The organism is Virgibacillus proomii (assembly GCF_900162615.1).
Classification (GTDB): domain Bacteria; phylum Bacillota; class Bacilli; order Bacillales; family Amphibacillaceae; genus Virgibacillus; species Virgibacillus proomii.
In genome coordinates this window covers 1,094,599-1,116,604 of sequence record NZ_FUFN01000010.1, presented here as the reverse complement: position 1 = coordinate 1,116,604, position 22,006 = coordinate 1,094,599, and the positions used below count along the sequence as shown (strand labels likewise).

Annotated in this window: 14 protein-coding genes; 2 read left to right on the top strand and 12 right to left on the bottom strand. The window is 38.4% G+C overall.

Annotation, left to right across the window (positions count from 1 at the left end; translation table 11 throughout):
* Nucleotides 1-154: 154 nt before the first annotated feature.
* Entirely contained in the window at nucleotides 155-4,012 is a 3,858-nt protein-coding gene (locus BN1066_RS12825) for an endo-alpha-N-acetylgalactosaminidase family protein (protein WP_245799785.1), read from the bottom strand.
* A 620-nt stretch (nucleotides 4,013-4,632) separates the two neighbouring features.
* The gene (galE, locus tag BN1066_RS12820) at nucleotides 4,633-5,625 is read right to left on the bottom strand and encodes a UDP-glucose 4-epimerase GalE (protein ID WP_077319877.1); all 993 of its coding nucleotides are present in this window, start codon (nucleotides 5,623-5,625) and stop codon (nucleotides 4,633-4,635) included.
* A gap of 924 nt (nucleotides 5,626-6,549) precedes the next feature.
* On the opposite strand from galE, the gene BN1066_RS12815 reads away from it, so the two are divergent.
* Nucleotides 6,550-7,008: an SRPBCC family protein gene (locus BN1066_RS12815; RefSeq protein ID WP_077319876.1), complete on the top strand. Its 459-nt coding sequence runs from the start codon at nucleotides 6,550-6,552 to the stop codon at nucleotides 7,006-7,008.
* 102 nt (nucleotides 7,009-7,110) lie between these two features.
* Nucleotides 7,111-7,983: a YitT family protein gene (locus tag BN1066_RS12810; RefSeq protein ID WP_245799784.1), complete on the top strand. Its 873-nt coding sequence runs from the start codon at nucleotides 7,111-7,113 to the stop codon at nucleotides 7,981-7,983.
* A 261-nt stretch (nucleotides 7,984-8,244) separates the two neighbouring features.
* Here BN1066_RS12810 and ilvA read toward each other — a convergent pair whose 3' ends face one another.
* The 10 genes from ilvA to BN1066_RS12760 form a co-directional block, all read right to left on the bottom strand.
* Nucleotides 8,245-9,204: a threonine ammonia-lyase gene (gene ilvA / locus BN1066_RS12805; RefSeq protein ID WP_077319875.1), complete on the bottom strand. Its 960-nt coding sequence runs from the start codon at nucleotides 9,202-9,204 to the stop codon at nucleotides 8,245-8,247.
* Nucleotides 9,205-9,274: 70 nt separating this feature from the next.
* Nucleotides 9,275-9,859 carry a 3-isopropylmalate dehydratase small subunit gene (gene leuD, locus BN1066_RS12800; protein WP_077319874.1) on the bottom strand — a complete coding sequence of 195 codons (585 nt, stop codon included), beginning with the start codon at nucleotides 9,857-9,859 and terminating at the stop codon, nucleotides 9,275-9,277.
* Nucleotides 9,860-9,901: 42 nt separating this feature from the next.
* Nucleotides 9,902-11,317, bottom strand: a complete 1,416-nt coding sequence (gene leuC, locus BN1066_RS12795) for a 3-isopropylmalate dehydratase large subunit (protein WP_077319873.1) — start codon at nucleotides 11,315-11,317, stop codon at nucleotides 9,902-9,904.
* A gap of 17 nt (nucleotides 11,318-11,334) precedes the next feature.
* On the bottom strand, nucleotides 11,335-12,441 hold the full coding sequence (leuB, locus tag BN1066_RS12790) for a 3-isopropylmalate dehydrogenase (RefSeq protein WP_077319872.1): 1,107 nt from the start codon (nucleotides 12,439-12,441) through the stop codon (nucleotides 11,335-11,337).
* Nucleotides 12,442-12,456: 15 nt separating this feature from the next.
* The gene (locus BN1066_RS12785; protein ID WP_077319871.1) at nucleotides 12,457-14,007 is read right to left on the bottom strand and encodes a 2-isopropylmalate synthase; all 1,551 of its coding nucleotides are present in this window, start codon (nucleotides 14,005-14,007) and stop codon (nucleotides 12,457-12,459) included.
* Nucleotides 13,994-15,037, bottom strand: a complete 1,044-nt coding sequence (gene ilvC, locus BN1066_RS12780; RefSeq protein ID WP_077319870.1) for a ketol-acid reductoisomerase — start codon at nucleotides 15,035-15,037, stop codon at nucleotides 13,994-13,996. Before ilvC ends, BN1066_RS12785 begins: the two co-directional genes overlap by 14 nt.
* 20 nt (nucleotides 15,038-15,057) lie before the next feature.
* Nucleotides 15,058-15,576, bottom strand: a complete 519-nt coding sequence (gene ilvN, locus BN1066_RS12775) for an acetolactate synthase small subunit (RefSeq protein WP_077319869.1) — start codon at nucleotides 15,574-15,576, stop codon at nucleotides 15,058-15,060.
* On the bottom strand, nucleotides 15,573-17,294 hold the full coding sequence (ilvB, locus tag BN1066_RS12770) for an acetolactate synthase large subunit (protein WP_077319868.1): 1,722 nt from the start codon (nucleotides 17,292-17,294) through the stop codon (nucleotides 15,573-15,575). The genes ilvN and ilvB overlap by 4 nt, the downstream gene beginning before the upstream one ends.
* Nucleotides 17,295-18,204: 910 nt before the next feature.
* Nucleotides 18,205-19,890: a dihydroxy-acid dehydratase gene (gene ilvD, locus BN1066_RS12765; RefSeq protein ID WP_077319867.1), complete on the bottom strand. Its 1,686-nt coding sequence runs from the start codon at nucleotides 19,888-19,890 to the stop codon at nucleotides 18,205-18,207.
* Between the two features lie 644 nt (nucleotides 19,891-20,534).
* Entirely contained in the window at nucleotides 20,535-21,362 is an 828-nt protein-coding gene (locus tag BN1066_RS12760; RefSeq protein WP_077319866.1) for an aldo/keto reductase, read from the bottom strand.
* Nucleotides 21,363-22,006: the final 644 nt, after the last annotated feature.

Below are 22,006 nucleotides of genomic sequence, written 5' to 3'. Positions count from 1 at the left end.
CCTGTCAACCCAAACGAATTGCGCATTTATGGACTGTTACCTCTCATTTCATTTCCTCTATAAATCTTGAAGTGAGAGTCTTACAGTCCCTTACATAGGGGACAAAATATAACTAGCTCGAAAACTGCATGCAGTTTCGAGCTAGTTTATAATTCTAGTTTAATAGTGTCTCTACTCGCAAATTATCGAGGATAAAAGTACCTTCACCCGTATCACCATCTAAAGTGGTTCCGTCATTGAAAATACCAATATACGTTTGCTGGTTATCAGATCCCTGGATTGTAAAGCTTACTGTCTTGGTGTTTAAAGCATTTGGAAGCTTTTCATTTACATGGAGCCCCTCGGCTTGATTAATGTCCTTCACATCAATTTCTTTATCTCCTGAGATAAAACGATAAGAGTCTGCAGTTGTTTGGTAATCAAACGTTATTTTATACGTTTTTCCTGGTTCAAAATGAAAATGCTGCGGGAGTGTCCGATATACTAAACCACGATTACCAGTATTGACTTTTAATGACCACTCACCATCTATAACATCATCCACGAGTTTTTTGCCAGCCCACCCTTTTTGAGTATACGGGGCATGAAGTTGTGATAAATGAATACGATTATCTTCCACACCTTCTGTATTACCAACTACAAATGGATAGATACCTTGGACGACGGATTCGAAGTCTTGTTCAAATACCGTTACTGAAGGTTTATTGTTAAGACTTTTTTGCACGATCCGGATATCATCAAATTTGGTAATTCCTTTTCCTGCTTCACGGCTTAAGATTAACTTTGCGGAAGATTTTTTCGCAGTAAATGGAACTTGTATCCGCTGCATTTTGCTTTCATATCCATCATTGGTTGCATGGGAATCTGCTTTGACGTAATTCTTTTGCAAACTACGATACGTATAATTCGATACATCTTTAACACTTCCACTTACATGAATCCCTGCTTTCACATCACTGGAGTTGTCTACATAGACTTCTGCTACATAATCCTTACCCGGCTGTAAATCGGTGATTTTTTTCGTTACGTTAGAATCTTTTTTCGGACTATTAAACTCGAGATAATAATCGCCACTGCTTAAATTTCGTGGCGCACCAGATTGATTAGTCCGCTTAACCTGAATTGCTTTTTTATCCCCAAAAACCTTTGTATGTTTACTTTTCAATGTCCCAGTATTAAATCCTGTATCAGAAACATGGGCATTGGTGCTCCATTCATCTACCTGAATTCCTTTCGTTTGCTTTGCTTCTACCACATATGCTGTCGCTGGTTCTGCTTGTAGGGTGATCTGGTTATTTTTAATGTCAACTTTTTGCTTTTTCGATCTACCTTGATCTGTCAGTTTGTAAACATATACCTTGGAAGCATTTTTATACTCATCTGGGAGTGTCCACGTCGTTTTTCCACCTTCCAGATTCCAATGGTACAACTTTGTAGAATCTGGTGTTGGATTTTCAAAATCCTGCTCTACCCATGGAAATAAATAAGCATGGCCATCAAGAATAACGTGATCATTTAGTGTGATAACACGTTCTCTAGCATTTTCTTTTCTTGTCACTTTAACGATATCGCCATTACTTGGATCCTTTAATGTGATCTCTTTTTCTAAGTTAGTCTTAGAAGGATCTCCTTCTACAGTTTCCCAATTCGTTACATAGTATTTTTGTAAAAACTTTGTTGGAACATTGGTATCAAACGTCATTTTAATAAATTGATCAAAGTTTTTATCCGATTGCCAGCCCTCAAAACCAGCTAGTTCAAAGCCTCCAAGCAATGGATGATCCGCTGTTCCTCCTTTTTCAGGCCAATTTAATACCCATGAATCCTTTTGGTGGTTACTAATAAACCGAAGAACTTCCGAGTTTATTCCTTTATCCGTTGATCCTCCGTAATTTTTATCGGTTGCCCAATGCTGCCAAGTTGCATAATTCGCAATCGCTGTACCGAACTCCGTTGTCATTCTCCAACCACGATCAGCAAATTGTTCTGCAACTCTATTTGATTCCCACTGATCTTGGTACCATACATCGAGGTAAATAAACGCTAAACCTGGGACGTTTGCTTTTAGTTCATCTAAGCGTTTGGCCCTTGAACCTGTATATAAATCTCTTAATTTATCGATGGTATACGATTGATCCAGCCAGCCCCACCCTTTGGCATTAGGCCCATTGATTAATGCTTCACTGAACGAGTTAGCTTCCGGATAGGCTTCTTGTGCATTAATATGCACTCCAAAATCAGCATTATATTTTTTTCCTTCGTTAATGAGTGTATTTAAGTCCTCTTTTCCCCCCATTCGTTCTCCAACATCTCCGTAGTCTGGATGACCACTATCATGTCCTTCATTTGCGTATCCTTTTAAAAGAACAGCTTGACCCAAACCATCTGTTGCAAGAGCAACCTTTTTAACATGATCTAACGTTTTTAAAAATGGTTGCTGGGCATGTGAACCAAAATTCATTGCAATTCGCATTCCTACCGTATTATTTACATCCTCAGCTCCTTCTATTTTAGGCAATAAATCTCGGTATTCAATAGCAGCATCCTGCCAATCTACTCGATTATCATCGTTTATATTTTCAGCTATCACTATTTTAACTGTTGGTGTGTTAGATGAAGGTTTATCCATAAAATCGCGATGATAGAATAAGGTATTCGAACCAATTCCAATTGCCTTGTGACCGTTCTCATTTTCATAACGTGTTGCAATTAAATTACGATAGCCATTTACTTCAGAGCTTGACCAGACTCCTGCACTTAGCTCATTCGTTGATAAAAAAGCGGTATAGTACTCCATTTTTTGACCTACATTCTTCATTGAAGAATCAACATTTACAGTAATATCTCCCGGCTTGGTTACATCACTGCTTAAATTTGTCAGCTTCGCCTCTGCATCTTTTTGTCCAGCATGTACCGAGATAAAATTTAAATCAGCAAATTCAATGGTTTCAATGCTTACATCCGTTTTATTATTCACTTCTTTCATTTGATAAATGACTTGATTATCGTTTACCCTTAACGAAAGCTTAATGAGAACATTAATATTTTCATACTCATCTTTTACATGTAGAGAATATATGGCTTCATTATCGCTTACTTTTTCAAAAGTGACTTCTGGATAATAGAGTATACTATTGATTTTCAACCCGTATACAGGGGTTTCTTGACCATGCATTTTCTTTCCATCTACATCATAGGTGATAATGCGTGGGTACACTTCATCAATGGTAACATCCATAAAGTCCGAGCGTAATGTTTCTATAACAGGTTCTGTATGAGGTGGTTTTGGAGGAACATACTCTTTAATTTTAATATTGGAAATCGTAATATTTGCAGCACCCCGACTCTTTTCAAGCCCGATCAATCCAGGAGAATCAACTCCTTCCGGTTGTGTCCAAGAACCTATTTTTTTATCGTCAATATATAAGCTGGCCGAATCGTCAATAAACTTAACGCGCAGCTGATACGTGTTATTAGCTTCAAGCGGTACACTGCTTGTCATCGAGGTCCATTTGTTTGTTGGACCGAACACTTCGCTGAAATACTGATCATTACCATCACCAGTACCAACATACGTATAAGTGGAAGGGTCCTGAACTCGATAAATAACACCAAAACGATGCAAATCCGTATCTGTAGAAATAGTAGCTTCAAATATACCATTTTTTATTTTTGGTATGTTGTTATAAACTATTTTGTTTTTTTGGTTTGAGGTCACTTGATACGTTACAGACCCGTCATCATTTGATGTTAGCTTCCCATCGCCCTGGATTATTTTAAAATCCCCTTCTTCTAAATTTTTATCAGAAATATCTATAGGTATTTCCTTTAATAATTGCGATGCTTGCTTATCTTCTTTACTTTTATCAACAGCTGCACTTGTGAGTTCACGTTCGAAATTTGTCTGAGAGTTTTCCGCCTCCACACTTTTAGGCAAAGCACTATGGATTAACACTGTAGTTAGAAGCATGCTAATGATTAAAAAGATTGACGTCCTTTTTTGTTTGTTCACTGCTTAACCTCCCTCTATTTAATAAAATGAGTACTAGTACTATTGTTAGACTACATGCAATAAAGCGCTTTCACAATAGGGATGTTGTTTGCTTTTTTAGATATATTGCTTTTAATTAACCAAAATAGTGAGAAAGAACTATACTTTACCTAGTGTCGTCTAAAATGTCCTCCAGCCTCCTCCCAAACTAAACAAAAGCACAGACTCCCGGTTAGGAATGTACCAACAGCAGAAATTTTGCCGAGACAAAAAAACTTCCTTGAAGGAGTGCTTTTCTCATTGACTATTAATGAAACGAATGAGGTATTGAGGTCTTGTTTCTCGAGCTATCTTATCAAGATAAATACAGATTCTTATATTCGGGTTCAAGGAAATATGCCTCTAAAACAGGGGGATGCCGACACCTGAGCGCAAATCCGCTTTTAGTCAGCCTTTCTTTAGATTTGAGTCGATGTTGACTTATCATTGGAAGAAGAGCGAAGTTTTCTGTTGCTTAAGTGCTTAAGCTAGTCAGCGAAGCAACTATTAAAAAGCTATGTAAAAACAAACACCTCAAAAAACCAGCAATACTTTTTTAATAAAAGCACTACTGGTTTTAACCTTTAGTTTAGAGTTATAAATTACTTTCCATTATAACTATCTGGATGGCTCAAATGCCAGTTCCAAGCATCATTTATAATTTTAGTAATAGAAGTACGAGCTGGATTCCATCCTAGTACCTTTTTAGCTTTTGCTGAGCTGGCAATTAGTATGCTTGGATCACCAGCTCTCCTTGTTCCAATTTGAGCAGGAATTTCTTTTCCAGTCACTTTTCTAGCCGAATCAATAATCTCTTTTACAGAGAACCCCTGGCTGCTACCTAAATTAAACACATCACTATGACCGCCACGCTGCAAATAAGCAAGAGCAAGTAAATGCGCATCGATCAAATCTTCCACATGTATATAATCACGGATACAAGTGCCGTCTTTTGTGTCATAGTCATCGCCAAAAATAGTTATATGATCACGCTTTCCCAATGCTGTTTGTAAGACAATTGGGATAAGATGTGTTTCAGGTTGATGATCTTCACCAATTTCTCCAGTCTCCCGTGCTCCCGCCACATTAAAATATCTTAACGAAACATAACGAATATCATGTGCTTTTTGTACCCACTTCATCATTTTTTCCATGGTTAGTTTTGTTTCTCCATATGTGCTTGTCGGATGCGTCGGCATGTCTTCCGTAATTGGTACTTGTTCGGGCTCCCCATACGTGGCGGCAGTCGAAGAGAACACAATATACTTAATGTTAAATTCAGTCATGGCTTGCAGCAATACTTGTGTACCATATACATTATTATCAAAATATTTTAAGGGCTGCTCCATGGACTCTCCTACAAGGGAGTTAGCGGCAAAATGTATTACCGCCTCAATGGATTCACGTTTAAATACAGTTCTTAGAAAATTTATATCACGTATGTCCCCTTCATAGAATGTAGCTTGAGGATGAACGGATTGTGAATGACCTGTTTCGAGATTATCAATGACAATGACATCTTTACCTTTATCAATTAATTGATAAACAGCATGTGAACCAATATATCCTGCACCACCTAAAACTAAGATACTCATTTTTCTTTCTCTCCTTAAAAATTGATGTCTTCATTATAAACTTTCATTTTGTCTATTTCTACCACACATCCTACAACTTAGCCTAATAATAAGCAAGTTATCTTTTCCTTTATCCATGAATTGTTCACATATTTCTTGTTCTCTAGAAAATAAAGGAAATTATAAATTTTATTCATTGTGAATAATTTTTGTGATAAATTTTTATCCAGTCCTAGCCCACTCGAGGGAGCGGGTCTCCTCCTCGGAGTTTCAGCGCTTGTCTGGGCTGAGCAAAGCACTTGTGCTTCCGTTCTTCAAAAAGAAACTTGCGCTTTTACAGACGTACACCATATAGTATGTAGATAAGACCGTGAAAGAAGGATCAATTATTGCTGGACTACTTGTTGGAGTACTCCGATAAAGTAAATCTTTATTGAAGCGGTCTTTTTCCTTACTGATAAAAGTTGAACAAAGGCTAAAATCTCAGGCGTCCTTGTAAAAGAAGAACGCTTTTTCTGCGTGAGGAGCTTAGTCAAGAAGTCTTCCTTGTCCTTGAAAAATCGCGATGTTTAATCAAGAAATCTCCCTTTTTCTGTCATCCTGAACGAATCGAGCATTTATATAGGGTGTTATCTCCTACTTAGACTTCTTCATATCCTCTATCATCCTTGAAGTGGAAGTCTTACGGAGCCTTCAATACAGGATAAAGTTTTAGAAAACGGTATACTAATTTTTTACTTTTATGCATATAAATCAGAAGGTATGGAGTATGTATATAACATGAAAGAGAATGTTCAAAAAGTTCGGGGAAAAACGCATTGAACTTTTTGTGGCTTGTCCGTTCCTTGGAAAAGAAAAACAGTTTTCCGATGCGATTGAGTTTAAAGGAAGCCAGCCCCTTTTTAATCCTTTTTTGAACACGTACTTAAAGGAGGTAATTGTAAGTTGCCAAGTAGCAGTTGTGAAAGAAAGGTTATGATTCCAATTGAAGAGATTTGGAATTTTATTAGTGACATGAATAATTGGGCACCACTAGTACCCGGGTATAAAACCCATACGATGATCAATAATGAACAATCGATTTGGGTATGTAAAGGGGATATTGGAGCTATACAGAAAACGGTTCAGTTAACCATCTTCATTACCGAATGGAGACAGCCAGAGAAAGTAGCTTTTACGTTATCAAATACTAGTAAACAACTCGTAGGCCAAGGGTATTTTCAGGCAGAAAAACTCTGTAATAAACAAACAAAAATTATTGGTTCCCTTACCATTACCGTGAAAGGTTTATCGGGAAAAATTATCAACTCCGCTTTACGTGCCATTCTTCCGAAAATCATTGCTAATTTCACGGATACTGTTATTAAACAAATTCAAGAAAAAAAGCCTGCTGTTATGCAATAATACATTTAAATCTCTATGGAATCCATTTGTGGAAGTCGACAGTAGGAGCCCCTCATGTTAGAATTATATCCGTTAGTAGGAGTTAGAGAGGGGGTCTAGGATATGACAGCAATAACACAAAAAATGAACAAATCAGTGATTTCATATACACAAATCATCGTTGGAGCAACCCTTGTCGGTTTATCCTATAACATATTTATATTACCGGCTAAATTAGCTGCTGGAGGAATTTCCGGAGTTAGTACGATTCTCTTTGAATTATATGATCTAAGTCCTGCTTATGTACAATTTATCATTAATATTCCGATATTTATTATTGGCTGGTTGGCACTCGGAAAGGATTTTAGCTGGAAAACGCTTGTTGGGACATTTTGGGTGCCTTTTATTATTTGGTTGAGTTCCGATATTCCCTTCTCCATTACCAATCCATTGCTTGGAGCGATCTATGGAGGGATAGTACTTGGGGTTGGATTAGGTGTTGTCTATAAAGGAAATGGTTCGACCGGTGGAACAGCAGCAATCGCCCAGATTGTTAAAAAGTTTACCGGTTTATCTAGCGGTTATTCGCAATTTATCGTTGATGGCTTAGTTGTCATCTCTTCTATTATTGTATTTAATATCGAGTTAACATTGTTTGCCTTAATATGTATTTATATAACGAGTAAAACGATCGATATTGTTCAGCTTCAAACTGCCGCCACTAAACTCATCATGATTATTACAGAAAACGAGGAACGGATTCAATCTCTCATTCAAAACGAGCTTGACCGTGGTTTAACAAAGGTGCGTTCAGTTGGTGGCTATTCAGATCAAGATAAAACGATGATTCTTTGTGTTGCCGAAAAGCAAGAAGCAGTACGTTTGAAAAAAATTTTACAACAAGAAGAAACAGAGTCCTTTGTGATTTTTCTAAATGCTTCAGAAATATTAGGAAGAGGTTTTTCAATCGATAAATATTATGGGCAGAAACTGTAATGATGTTAAATACCTGAAATACCAGCTAAAATCGCAACGCCCTTGAAAAGCTTGATACAGCGTTATCAAGTTTTCCTTCCCTTGAAAAACCGCGATGTATCGCTGTCGTAGCTTCGTCGAAAGCTAAGTCTTTTAGCACAGAAGATTACTTATTGCTCTTATAACAAAAAATTTAAGACGGAGAATTAACGGTAGTGCTAAAAAAATTATACGCTTAACGCAAAAAAGGATTCATCTATCTGGACGAATCCTTTTTTAATTTTATGAGTGAACGAGTACGGGATCATGTAATCGTTCTGCTAGCTGCTGTATTCTTGGCATTGTACTAATATCCATATTTCCTCCACTAACAATGACCCCGCAATGCCTGGAATTGATTTGCTTATTATGGGCGAATAAGGCAGCTATTGCAGCAGCGCCTGCCCCTTCCATCAACGTTTTGTTACGCTCCAACATATAGACAATAGATGCAGCAATTTCTTCATCCGAAACAGTAACCATGTCGTCTACATATTCTCTAATGATAGGCAGTGTTCGCTGACCAGGCTTTTTAACTGCAATTCCTTCAGCAATCGTTTTAACTGAACTTAAATTTTCAGTTACGCCTGTATGATAGCTTCTATACATTGCATCAGCTCCACTGGCTTGCACACCAATAATTTTCAGATTGCGATTGACATGCTTTGCAGCAACGGCAATTCCACTTATCAGGCCACCGCCACCTACTGGAACTATAATCGTATCTATTCGATCTTCCTGTCTTAACAATTCCATTGCAATTGTTCCCTGTCCGGCCATCACATCATAATCATCAAATGGATGAATATATTCTGCTCCTGTCCGCAATTGATGTTCAAGAGAAGCTTCATATGCCTCTTGAAACGTTTCCCCGGAAAGAACAACCTCTGCTCCATAGTTTCTAGTTGCATTTACTTTTGCCAAAGGTGTTTTTTCTGCCATGAAAATCGTTGCCTTTGTACCTAATTTGGTTGCAGCATAAGCTACACCCTGTGCATGATTTCCAGCAGAAGCTGTGATAACGCCATTTTTTAATTGCTGCTTTGTCAGCTGCATTAACTTGAATGTAGCACCTCGAAATTTAAAGGCACCCGTTTTCTGCTGATTCTCCATTTTAAAGTAAACTTTTTTCTGTAAAAAATCATTTGTCGTTTGTGATGTTAATAATGGTGTTCGATGCACGATTGGAGCAAGACGCTGCATCGCATAATATACCTTTTCACCTGTTAAGCAATCCCCAATTTCCCCACACTCCTTGTATCGTTAAGTTTATTTAGGATCTCATCCTATTTTCATAGAGAGAGATTTTGTCCTCATGCTGTAAAGTAAGAGCAATATCATCCCAACCATTCAGCAGCTTCTGTTTATGGTATGCTGGTATGTCAAAATGATATGCATTATCTTCCTCGATAATTTGTTGTGTTTCCAAATTCACTTCTAAAATGAGTGTTCCTTTTTCTGCTTTCTCCATCCAGTATTGAACTTGCTTATCGTCAACTTGAATCACAATAATTCCATTTTTTAACGCATTATTATAAAAAATATCCGCAAAGCTTGGAGCAATAATAACGCGAAAACCATAATCCAATAAAGCCCAAGGCGCATGTTCTCTAGAAGATCCACAACCAAAGTTTTCACCCGCAAGTAAAATTGTTGCTTCCTGATAGTGATCTTCATTTAAGCTAAAATCTTTACGTTTATTGCCATCATCATCAAAACGCCAATGGTAAAAAAGAAACTGCCCAAAACCAGTTCGTTCAATTCGCTTTAAGAATTGCTTTGGAATAATTTGGTCTGTGTCTACATTTGTTCGATTTAAAGGATAAACAAGCCCTTTATGCGTTTGAATTGCTTCCACTTTTTTACCTCCTTCGTAAAATGATACGGATGTTTCGGTTAACTAGCTACTTGATAACACCGCATCTGCATAGTCTCGAACATCTACGAATCGCCCTTTAATCGCTGCTACTGCCGCCATTTCCGGACTTACGAGATGAGTACGGGCGCCATTTCCTTGTCTGCCTTCAAAATTACGATTGGAGGTAGAAGCGCAACGTCCACCGGGCGGAACAACATCATCATTCATTGCCAAGCACATGCTGCAGCCAGCATCACGCCATTCAAACCCCGCATTTTTAAAAATTTCGTCAATACCTTCGCGTTCAGCTTGGAGTTTAATGCTAAAAGAGCCTGGTACGACAATAGCCCGTACAGTTGGATGCACTTTTTTTCCTTTAATAATGCTTGCTGCTCGTTGCAAGTCGCTTAGACGTGAGTTCGTACAAGACCCTATAAACACATGATCTATTTCAATTGAAGAAATTGGCTGATTCTCTTCCAACCCCATATATTCTAAAGCCCGCTTTACATCTTCTGGGTGTTCAGTTTGCTCCAAGCTAGGAGTTGATCCGCTCACGGGAACACACATAGAAGGATTTGTTCCCCATGTAACTTGTGGCTCTACCTCATCTCCGCGTATCGTTACTTGGTGATCATATACCGCTCCTTCATCTGTCGCTAAACTCAACCACTCTTTCGTACGTTTTGCAAATGCTTCTCCTTTTGGAACATAGGCTCTTCCTCGGACATATTCAATCGTTGTTTCATCTGGACTAATTAACCCCGCTCTGGCTCCGGCTTCAATCGACATATTACAAACAGTCATACGACCTTCCATTGATAACTTTCTAATCGCATCTCCCGTATATTCAATGATATAACCTGTGCCAAAACGTACTCCAAACTTAGCTATAATTGCTAAAATCAAATCTTTTGCCGTAACTCCTGATCCTAGGTCACCTTCTACATGAACATTTAACGTTTTTGGGCGTTCCTGCCAAATCGTTTGCGTTGCTAATACGTGCTCCACTTCACTTGTACCGATTCCAAAAGCAAGTGCACCAAAAGCGCCATGGGTTGAAGTATGACTATCACCGCAAACGATTGTTTTGCCGGGTTGAGTCAACCCTAATTCTGGACCAATGACATGGACAATTCCTTGATCAGGATGGAACATATCAGCTAATGGAATATTATGCTCTAAACAGTTTCGCTTCAGTGTCTCCATTTGTTTACGAGAAATCTCATCTTTCATAACATCTCTATTTTTAGTTGGAACATTATGATCCATCGTTGCATAAGTCAAATCGGGTCTGCGCACTTTACGATTGTTTAAGCGTAGCCCTTCAAAGGCCTGTGGAGAAGTCACTTCATGCACTAAGTGCAAATCAATATAGAGTAAATCGGGCTTTCCCGACTCTTGATAAACAATATGATTATTCCAAATCTTCTCGATAATCGTTTTCGGCTTTCCCACTTATTTCACCTCCAGTTTTATACATATGAATTACAAATACAATTAGACGCTTCATTACTTGATAGATTATTAATAACAAGATCTGTCATTTCTTTTGTACCAACGATCGTCCCATTTTTTATATTCAAATCAGGAGTATGGTACCCTTGATCAAGACTTTTTTGCACTGCTCTTTCTATTTCATCTGCTTCTTTTTCCATACCAAAAGATTGGCGAAGCATCAGTGCTGCTGATAAAATCATTCCCAATGGATTAGCTATCCCTTTTCCAGCGATGTCTGGGGCTGAACCATGAACAGGCTCATATAGGCCAACTCCATCAGATCGTATGCTAGCTGACGGTAGCATGCCTAATGACCCAGTTAATACGGATGCTTCATCACTCAAAATATCACCAAATAAATTTTCGGTTACAATAACATCAAATTGCTGCGGACTAGCAATTAGCTTCATTGCAGCAGCGTCTACTAACAAATGATTTACTGTTACATCCGGGTACTGCTTGCTTTTTTCTTCTACGACTTCTCGCCAAAGTCTGCTTGATTCTAGGACATTCGCTTTGTCAACAGATGTCAACTGTTTCTTTCTCGTTCTTGCAGTTTGAAAAGCTGTATCAATAATTCGTTCCATTTCCATTCGAGTATAGTACAATGTGTCAACTGCGGCATTGCCATCATCTACACGCTTTTTCGGTTCACCAAAATATAAACCACCTGTCAGCTCTCGAATTATTAAAATATCGCTTCCTTTAATAACTTCTTCCTTCAAAGGAGAAGCATGCAATAAGGGGTCAAATCCTTTTATAGGACGTAAGTTAGCAAATAATCCTAATGTTTTGCGGATTCCTAAAAGCCCCTTTTCCGGGCGTTTGTCTCCAGGCAGTGAATCCCATTTTTCTCCGCCAACAGCTCCTAACAGTACAGCATCTGCTACTTCACATGCTTGAACCGTAGCTTCTGGTAATGGGTCATTATATTGATCAATCGCTTGCCCACCAATGGCATGTTCCTCAAAAGTAAATTGGTGATTAAAATCTGCTGCAATCGTTTCTATCACTCGGATTGCAGATTCCATGATTTCCTTCCCAATTCCGTCGCCAGGAAGAATAGCTATTTTCTTATCCACATGAGTCCCTCCCTTTTAATGTGATTTAACCACTTTCTGCTTATCTGTATTGACTTGTTGAATAATATAGCGATTTACTGCGTTTAAATATGCTTGCACAGACGCTTCCATAACGTCTTGTGCCGCTCCTCTTCCGTTCACTGTTTTCCCATTCACCATCAGCTGAACACGTGATTCAGCAAGTGCATCTTTGCCTCCGCCTACGGAGTTTATCTGGTAATCAATAAGTTTTGTTTCTTCTTCTGTTAAAGCTTCTAATGTTCTATAGAGGGCCTCTACACTTCCATTTCCGGTACATGCTGTTTTAACTACTTTTCCAGCAGGCGTTTTTAGTTCAACAGCTGCGGTTGGAATATTATTCGAGCCGTATTGAATTTGAAACATTTCCAGCTTATATTTATCGACAGAAGCTGTATTCGTTTGAATTTCAGTAATAATCGTAAAAATATCGTCATCTGTAACTTCTTTTTTATGATCTGTAAGCTGTTTAAAAGCTGCAAACGCTTTGTTAATATTGTCTTCGGAAAGCTCTATGCCAAGCTCCGTAACCTTTTCTTTAAATGCATGACGTCCGGAATGCTTACCTAAAAATAGTGTATTGGCATTGACTCCGACAAGCTCTGGTGTAATAATTTCATAAGTTGAAGCATGTTTTAGTACGCCATCTTGATGAATACCCGATTCATGAGCAAACGCATTTCTCCCAACTACCGCCTTATTTGCCTGAATATACATCCCTGTCAGCTTAGCTACCATATCACTTGTGCGCTTAACTTCTTTTAGATTTAAGTTTGTTTGAAATGAATAAAAATCAGAACGAATATTTAAAGCAACTGCAATTTCTTCCAGTGCTGCATTACCTGCTCGCTCACCAATGCCATTAATGGTACCTTCAATTTGCGTTGCTCCATTTTCAACAGCTGCAATCGAGTTTGCCACCGCAATCCCAAGGTCATTATGACAATGACAAGATAAAGTAACCTGATCAATATTCGGTACATTTTCACGAATATACTTGAACATATCTCCATATTCTTTCGGTGTTGTATAGCCAACTGTGTCTGGAAGGTTAATAACTGTTGCACCAGCATCGATTACCTTTTCAACAATTTGCGCTAAAAAACTCCAATCTGATCGTGAAGCATCTTCTGCAGACCATTCTATCTGTGGAAACTTCTTCTTGGCATAAGCTACCATTTCTGTAGCCGTTGCAATGACCTCATCTGGTGTCTTTCTTAGCTTATAGGTCATATGGATAGGAGAGGTTGCCAAGAAAATATGAAGGCAAGGTTCATCTGCTCCCTTCAGCGCCTCCCAAGCGATATCAATATCTGACTTTACCGTTCTTGACAATGCAGTAACAGATGTATGTTTAATCGTATCTGCAATGGCTTTTACCGCTTGAAAATCCCCTTCGGAGGAGGCAGGAAAACCTGCTTCCATCCGATCAACTCCTAACCGTTCCAATTGCTTTGCTATTTCTAACTTTTCTAATTTATTCAAATTCACCCCAGGGGACTGTTCACCATCTCGAAGTGTCGTATCGAATATTTTAATTCGTGACATGAACATTCACATCCTTTTGTTTATTTTTTTTTGCTTGTAATGGCTCTGAAACAAAAGGCATTAATGCACGTAACTCCTTCCCTACTTTTTCGATTGGATGTTGATTTTCTTTTGCGTTTATGGCATTAAATTGTGGACGGTTAGCTTGGTTTTCTAAAATCCATCCTTTGGCAAATGCACCTGTTTGCACATCTGTTAGAATTTCTTTCATTCTCGCTTTTGTTTCATCATTAATCACCCGAGGTCCAGAAACAAAATCTCCCCATTGTGCCGTATCTGAAATGGAGTAACGCATATTTTCCAAACCACCCTCATAGAGAAGATCCACAATTAGTTTCATTTCATGTAAACATTCAAAATACGCCACTTCTGGCTGATAACCAGCTTCCGTTAATGTTTCAAAACCTGCTTTGATCAAGCTCGTAACTCCACCGCATAGCACTGCTTGCTCTCCAAAGAGGTCTGTTTCTGTTTCTTCTTGGAAAGTTGTTTCCAAAATCCCTGCACGTGCTGCGCCAATTCCCTGTGCATAGGCTAATGCAATGTCCCTTGCTTTTTCCGATACATCCTGATAGATTCCATAAAGTGCTGGTACACCTGCCCCTTCCTCATAGGTACGTCGCACTAAATGCCCCGGCCCTTTTGGAGCTACAAGAAATACATCTACATTAGAAGGTGGAACAATTTGGCTAAAATGAATATTAAATCCATGAGCAAAAGCAAGCGCATTACCCGGCTTCAGATTTGCTTCAATGCTTTCTTTATAAACCGCTGTTTGCAGTTCATCAGGAAGTAAAATCATAATTACATCCGATTGCTTGACAGCTTCTGCTACAGAAAGTACGTTAAAGCCATCCTCTTCTGCTTTTACTTGCGATTTTCCTGGACGTAACCCTACAACGACATCAAATCCGCTTTCTCTCAAGTTTAGTGCATGCGCATGACCTTGTGAACCATAGCCAATAATTGCGATTTTCTTTCCTTGTAAAACTTCTGTATTTATATCCTTTTCATAAAGTACTTTTGACATATTGATTTCCTCCCTGTTTTTTAAATCGTACATGAATTTATTTCTGTCACTTGAGCCGGCTGTTGCCCTCGCAAAAATGCAGTGACACCGGTTCTTGTTAATTCTTTTATTCCATAAGGTCGTAATAAAGAAATAAGTGCATCTACCTTGTCAGGTTTTCCGGTTACTTGAACCGTTAAACTATCTCTACTCACATCGATAATGGATGATCTAAATGGCGTAATAATTCCTTGTATTTCCGCTCGTAATTGTCCGCTTCCGACAACTTTAATAAGTGCTAATTCTCTCGCTACGATTGCTTTATCTGTAATATCGGACACTTTTAAAACATCGATTTGTTTATTTAATTGTTTCGTTAATTGCTCCAGTTTCTGATGATCCTCAATATCGACAACAAATGTCATCTTGGAGAGCCCTTCTGTTTCCGATGCGCCAACGGAAATACTCTCGATATTGAACTGTCTTCGATACAACATCCCTGTTATTCGATTAAGCACACCACTTCGATTTTGCACCGTGGCAGTGATAATACGCCTCATTTTCTCACCCCAATCATTTCTTGGATTCCCTTTCCTGGAGCAACCATTGGATATACACAGGTCTCTTGTTCTACACGACAATCAACTACAACAGGACCTTCGTAGGCAAACGCCTCTTGCAATACAAGCGGCACTTCCTTTTCGCTTTCTACACGCATTCCACGAATTCCATAACTCTCTGCCAATTTTACAAAATCAGGATTTTCCATAAATATAGATTCAGAATATCGTTCTTCATAAAAAGTTTCTTGCCATTGCCTCACCATTCCTAGTGCCTGATTATTTACGATAATCGTTTTAACCGGTAGCTTCTTTTCTTTTACAACCGAAAGTTCCTGGAAAGTCATTTGAAACCCTCCATCCCCAACGATCGATACCACTAAATCATTTGGGGCGCCTAGTTGTGCTCCAATTGATGCCGGGAAACCAAAGCCCATTGTTCCAAGTCCTCCTGAAGTGACCCATCGATTTGGTTTTTCAAATCGATAGTATTGTGCTGCCCACATTTGATGCTGACCAACATCTGTTGTCACAATTGCCTTTCCCTCTGTGATGTCGTATATTTGCTCAAGCAGCCATTGTGGAGAAATATAGCCATTCGATCTGTCATACCACAGTGGATAATCTCGCTTATATTTTTCTAAATGATTCCGCCAGTTTTTGGGATTGATTGGTTCTGCTGAACTTAACAGCAATGCGTTTAAAGCTTCTTTTGCATCTGCTACGACCGGGATTTCGGTCGGTACATTTTTTCCAATCTCAGCTGGATCAATGTCGATATGTGCAACTTTCGCTTTTGGAGCAAAATGCTTGAGGTTACCGGTTAGGCGATCGTCAAAACGTGCCCCAATGTTAATTAGTAAATCACATTCATATAAAGCCATATTTGCTGCATAAGTTCCATGCATTCCAGCCATTCCGAGCGATAAATCATGAGAACCCGGGAAACTGCCTAAACCAAGCAACGTATTAGCTACAGGAAGATTAAATTTTTCTGCAACAGCTTTTAACTCATCGCTTGCATTAGCAAAAATTACTCCTGCTCCTGCCAGAATCATTGGTTTTTTCGCTTTTGTCAGAGCATCCATCAGTTTAACTATTTGTAGTGGATTTGGTGTTTTATTTGGCTGATAACCAGGAAGTTCAAAATGATCATCGTATACAGCTGTTGAAAGCTGCGACGAAACATCTTTTGGGATATCCACAACAACCGGTCCCGGTCTCCCTGTAGAAGCAATATGAAATGCTTCCTTTACAATTCTTGGCAATTCTAGCAAATCAGTAACCTGATAATTATATTTTGTAATTGGTGTTGTGATCCCAATAATATCAGCTTCCTGAAATGCGTCTGTTCCAATGACAGTGTTAGCCACCTGACCTGTAAAAATAACGATTGGCAACGAATCCATCATTGCATCTGTTATTCCTGTTACCAGATTAGTCGCTCCCGGACCGGAAGTAGCAATAACAACTCCTGGTTTCCCTGTAACTCGTGCATAGCCTTCCGCTGCATGGATAGACCCTTGTTCATGACGCGAAAGCACATGTTCAAAGGGAGCATTACTGCGATAAATTGCATCATAAATTGGTAACACAGCACCACCTGGATAACCGAAAATAGTATCGACTCGAGCTTTGACTAATGCGTCAATTAATACATCTGCACCCGTTTCTAATTTTTCTGTACTTTTCACTTCATGCTTTGCCTCAACCTTCACTTCTGCATGCCTCCTTTTAGATAAAGTTTTTTTAATATGAAAATCCCGCTCAATCAGAGCTGTACGGATTTATTCAACATTTCGCTAACCTGACTATTTAGCTATTGGAAAAACTTGGCTTGTCGCTTAGTCTTTATGGCGAAAGCGGCAGTTTTTCTTATACGATAAAGCCTAAAGTTTTATACTCCTACAGTACAAAAAAAGCGCCCTCCTCCCCTAACTGCACATAATTTTACAGTGTTTGGGGAGAAAAGCGCTGCCTTTCACGGTACCACCCAGTTTTTTAGCATTCTCGCGAATACTAACTTAGCGAGTTTAGTTGATTCTTATGCTATATCTTGATTAAGCATCGAAGAATCAATGAAAACTCATTTGGATAACAGATACATAAGTAAATGCACCTGGCCGGCCTATTAAGTTACCCGTTCAGTCCGGCGCTCAGAGATGATGTCAGAATATACTGTATTTCCGGGCTTCCAGCATCCCCGGATCTCTGTGAATACATTTAGCTATATTCCTTTTTTCTCGTCATCGCGTTATAATGATTAAATTTTCAGTTTGTTTTTTGTTTAACTTTTCAAAAAATAGACAAAATAAATGAAATACGAAAATTACTGTTGTTGTAAGATTTTTTTGATATTGCCGTTAATAATATACTGTTTTTAAACAAGAGTCAACAGGTATTTAAATATTTTTAGATAAATTTATTTATTGTATACGCTTACAAAGCGTTAACTATAATAAAACAGATAATATATTACATTTTCTTTACAATGTAATATATCGCAATTAACACTATAAATACAATGTTTTTTAAAAACAAACAAAGCGCAATATATTAATTCAATATACTGCGCTTTATAATAAGCCTATAAAACCATTTAGTTGCCCGATATACTAATCTTTTTGTTTATTTATCGAGGAAATCAGTAACTGCACCAAGTGAGGAACAGGAAACATTATGTGCATATTTTCCTAATACCCCTTTTTTATACAAAGGAGGTGCTGTCCAGTGTTGCTTTCTTTTCTGTAACTCTTTTTCCGTAATCGCAAACAAAATTTCTTTTTTAGTAGAATCGATCGTAACTATATCGCCTTCTTCTAAGAAAGCAATCGGCCCTCCATCCTGAGCTTCCGGAGCAATATGACCGACGACTAAACCATGCGTTCCACCAGAAAATCTGCCATCTGTCAAGAGAGCAACTTTTTCTCCCAGACCTTTTCCTACTAAAATTGCAGAGATTGATAGCATTTCTGGCATGCCAGGTCCGCCCTTTGGTCCAACATACCGAATCACAAGTACATCTCCTTCTTTAATTTTATTATTGATAACGGCTTCTGTTGCTTCTTTTTCTGTATTAAATACTCGTGCAGGACCCACATGACGGCTGACTTTTACCCCAGATACTTTAGCAACAGCACCTCGAGGAGCTAAGTTACCTTTTAGAACGATTAATGGACCATCCTTACGCTTTGGATGATCAAACGGCATAATTACAGCTTGGTCTTCTTTTAAAGCTGGCACATTCTTCATATTTTCAGCCATCGTTTTTCCGGTTACAGTTAAGCAATCTCCATGTAAGTAGCCAGCTTCATACAGCATTTTCATGACAGCTTGTACACCACCAACTCTGTGTAAATCTTGCATCACATATTTACCACTCGGTTTTAAGTCAGCAAGATGCGGTGTTTTTTCTTGAATTCGATTGAAATCATCTATCGTTAAGTCTATTTCCATAGCATGAGCGATTGCTAGTAAATGTAAAATGGCATTGGTAGAACCGCCCAAAGCCATAACAACTGTTATTGCATTTTCAAATGCTTTCTTTGTCATAATATCCTTTGGGTAAATGCCTTTTTCAAGTAGATGATAAACAGCTTTTCCTGCATTCTCACAATCTTTTGCCTTTTCTTTCGATTCTGCAGGGTTGGAAGAACTTCCTGGTAAACTCATTCCAATTGCCTCCATTGCTGAAGCCATTGTATTTGCGGTGTACATCCCTCCGCAAGCTCCGGCTCCCGGGCACGCTTGACATTCAATCTGACGTAACTCATTATCATCAATTAAGCCATTATTATGTTTTCCAACGCCTTCAAATACAGAAACGATATCGATATCTTTTCCGTTAATGGATCCTGGGGCTATCGTACCTCCATACACAAACACGGCTGGCACTTCTGCATTAGCAATGGCAATCATACATCCTGGTATATTTTTATCACAAGCACCAATAGCAACCAAACCGTCTAAGTTTTCTGCACCTACTACCGTTTCTATCGAATCACCAATTAGATCACGACTTGGTAAAGAATAACGCATCCCTTGCGTTCCCATCGAAATTCCATCAGAAACCGTAATGGTATTAAAAATTAACGGAACCCCTCCCGCCTCTCTAGCACCTTCTTTTGCGCGTTTCGCCAAGTCATTAATATGTATATTACATGGCGTAACCTCACTCCATGTGCTAGCAATACCAATCATCGGTTTTTTGAAGTCATCATCTGAAACACCTACAGCTCGCAACATAGCACGATTTGGGGCTCTCATTGCTCCATCACTAAAGACATGACTTTTTATTCGCAAATCTTTTTCCAAATCTATTACCACCTTTCTTTCGCATTATTATATGCTTAATTATCAAATACTTCAATGTATTTTTGGAATTGGGAAAGGATAAAATTCCGTATTTGTTCATCCTTCGATCACAGTTGTGCTAATCTGAACTTGTAAGCTACTGAACTAAATAGATACTTCGAATAGCCGTTTAAGTGCTATTCAGTTAGCTATTCTAACAACTTTAAAAGATTTGATTGACAATAAAATCTAAGTCACGAATAATTAAAATTTCCTATCCGCATAGATAGCGAACTTCATTGATTCCCAATTGATAGATTTAAAACAAAAACTTGGCCGTCCTTAAAAAGGAAATACACTTTTTCCGCATAACATGTGGTGCTGGCGAAGCTTTTCTCACCCAGAACAAATCTGGGAATGAAGAGCCGTTTTTTCCCTCTTAGACTTCTTCGTATTCTTTATCACTTTTGAAGTGAGATACGGGATGTAACATATGTGATAAATAGATGTACATTTAGAAAAAACTTGGCTTGTGCCAAGTCTTTAACAAAAGCTATCGTTTTTCTTATACGATAAAGCCTAAAGTTTTATACTTTCCTATAGCGCAAGAAAAACTTCCATCCCTGCACCGGAATAGAAGTTTTGATGATAGGTTTTAAAGTAGCTTAATCAAAGCTGTCTGGATTTGTGCCACTACGATCATTCAAATTTAAATTATTAATCTGTTCCATTTCTTCTTCCGTTAGTGAAAAATCAAATACGTCAGCATTTTCATGGATTCGTTTCGGCTTAATGGACTTAGGTATGGTTATAACCTCTTTTTGTATATCCCATCGCAAAATTACTTGTGCGGCGGTTTTCCCATATTTTTCGCCAATGCTTTCTAAGAGAGGATCATGAATCAGCTGACCTCGTTTTAACGGTGACCATGCTTCCAGTTGAATGTGATGAGAATTACAAAACTCATGTAAAGGTACTTGAGTAAGATGCGGATGATATTCTACTTGATTCACAGCAGGTATAATTTTACTATCCTCCAGCAAATTTTCTAAATGGTGTTGGTGAAAATTACTAACACCTATTGCTCGAACCTTGCCAGCTTGGTATAGCTCCTCCATAGCCTGCCAAGTTGCTTTATACATACCTTTTACAGGCCAGTGAATCAAATATAAATCTAAGTAATCTAAACCTAGCTTTTCCAAACTAAGCTCAAATGCTTTGAACGTATTCTCATAACCCTGCTGATCATTCCAAATCTTCGTTGTAATGAATAACTCATCGCGAGCTATTCTTGATGCTCGAATCGCTTCGCCAACACCTATTTCATTGTCATAAAAAGAAGCGGTATCAATCAAGCGATAGCCAGTTTCCAGCGCTGCTTGAACAGCTGTTTTCACAGTACTTCCATCTTCTACTTTGTACACACCAAGCCCAAATCCTGGCATTTCAACTCCATTATTAAGTGTTACTGTATCTTGTAAGTGAGCTATCATATCGCTATTCCTCCATCATTACTTATATGCTTGTTTTAGAAAAACTTGGCTTGTCGCCAAATCTTTAGCGAAAGCTGTAGTTTTTCTTATACTATAAAGTGAAACTTTCATTCAGTAGGAGTTTTCTTCCCTCTCCTACTGAATGTTAGTGGAACCAATCGGGCATTTAGGTGCCGTTTTCTCCCACTTTGACCCTTTGTATTAACTAAAGGCTCTTGAAGTGGGAATCTTACGGCACCTTACATGCGGGATAAACCCTAAATTTTATATTTCCTATAGTACAAAAAAGGATGATAGGGGACATACTTCAAGGAAATAAGTCAAGAACAAAAGGGGAAGCGTTCGGGTTTGCTAAGGCGTTGAAGTACACGACGAAGCTACTTCCATAAAAGATATCCATCATATAAAAAACGAATAGCGTTTCTTGATCAATAAAAACTTAGCTGTCTCCCAAGCTTTTGACAAGAAATGTCCTAGTTGTACATATACGTTGGACTTAATAACCTAACTCAACGTTGAAATTTACCATATTGGCTTTGTACTTTTGCCTTACCCCTCGAACATTCTCTTATAGAGGTGTTCCAAAAGTACACTAAAAACATCAAATTTCTTCGCCCGTTCGAACGTATAAAATTTTGCGCTCT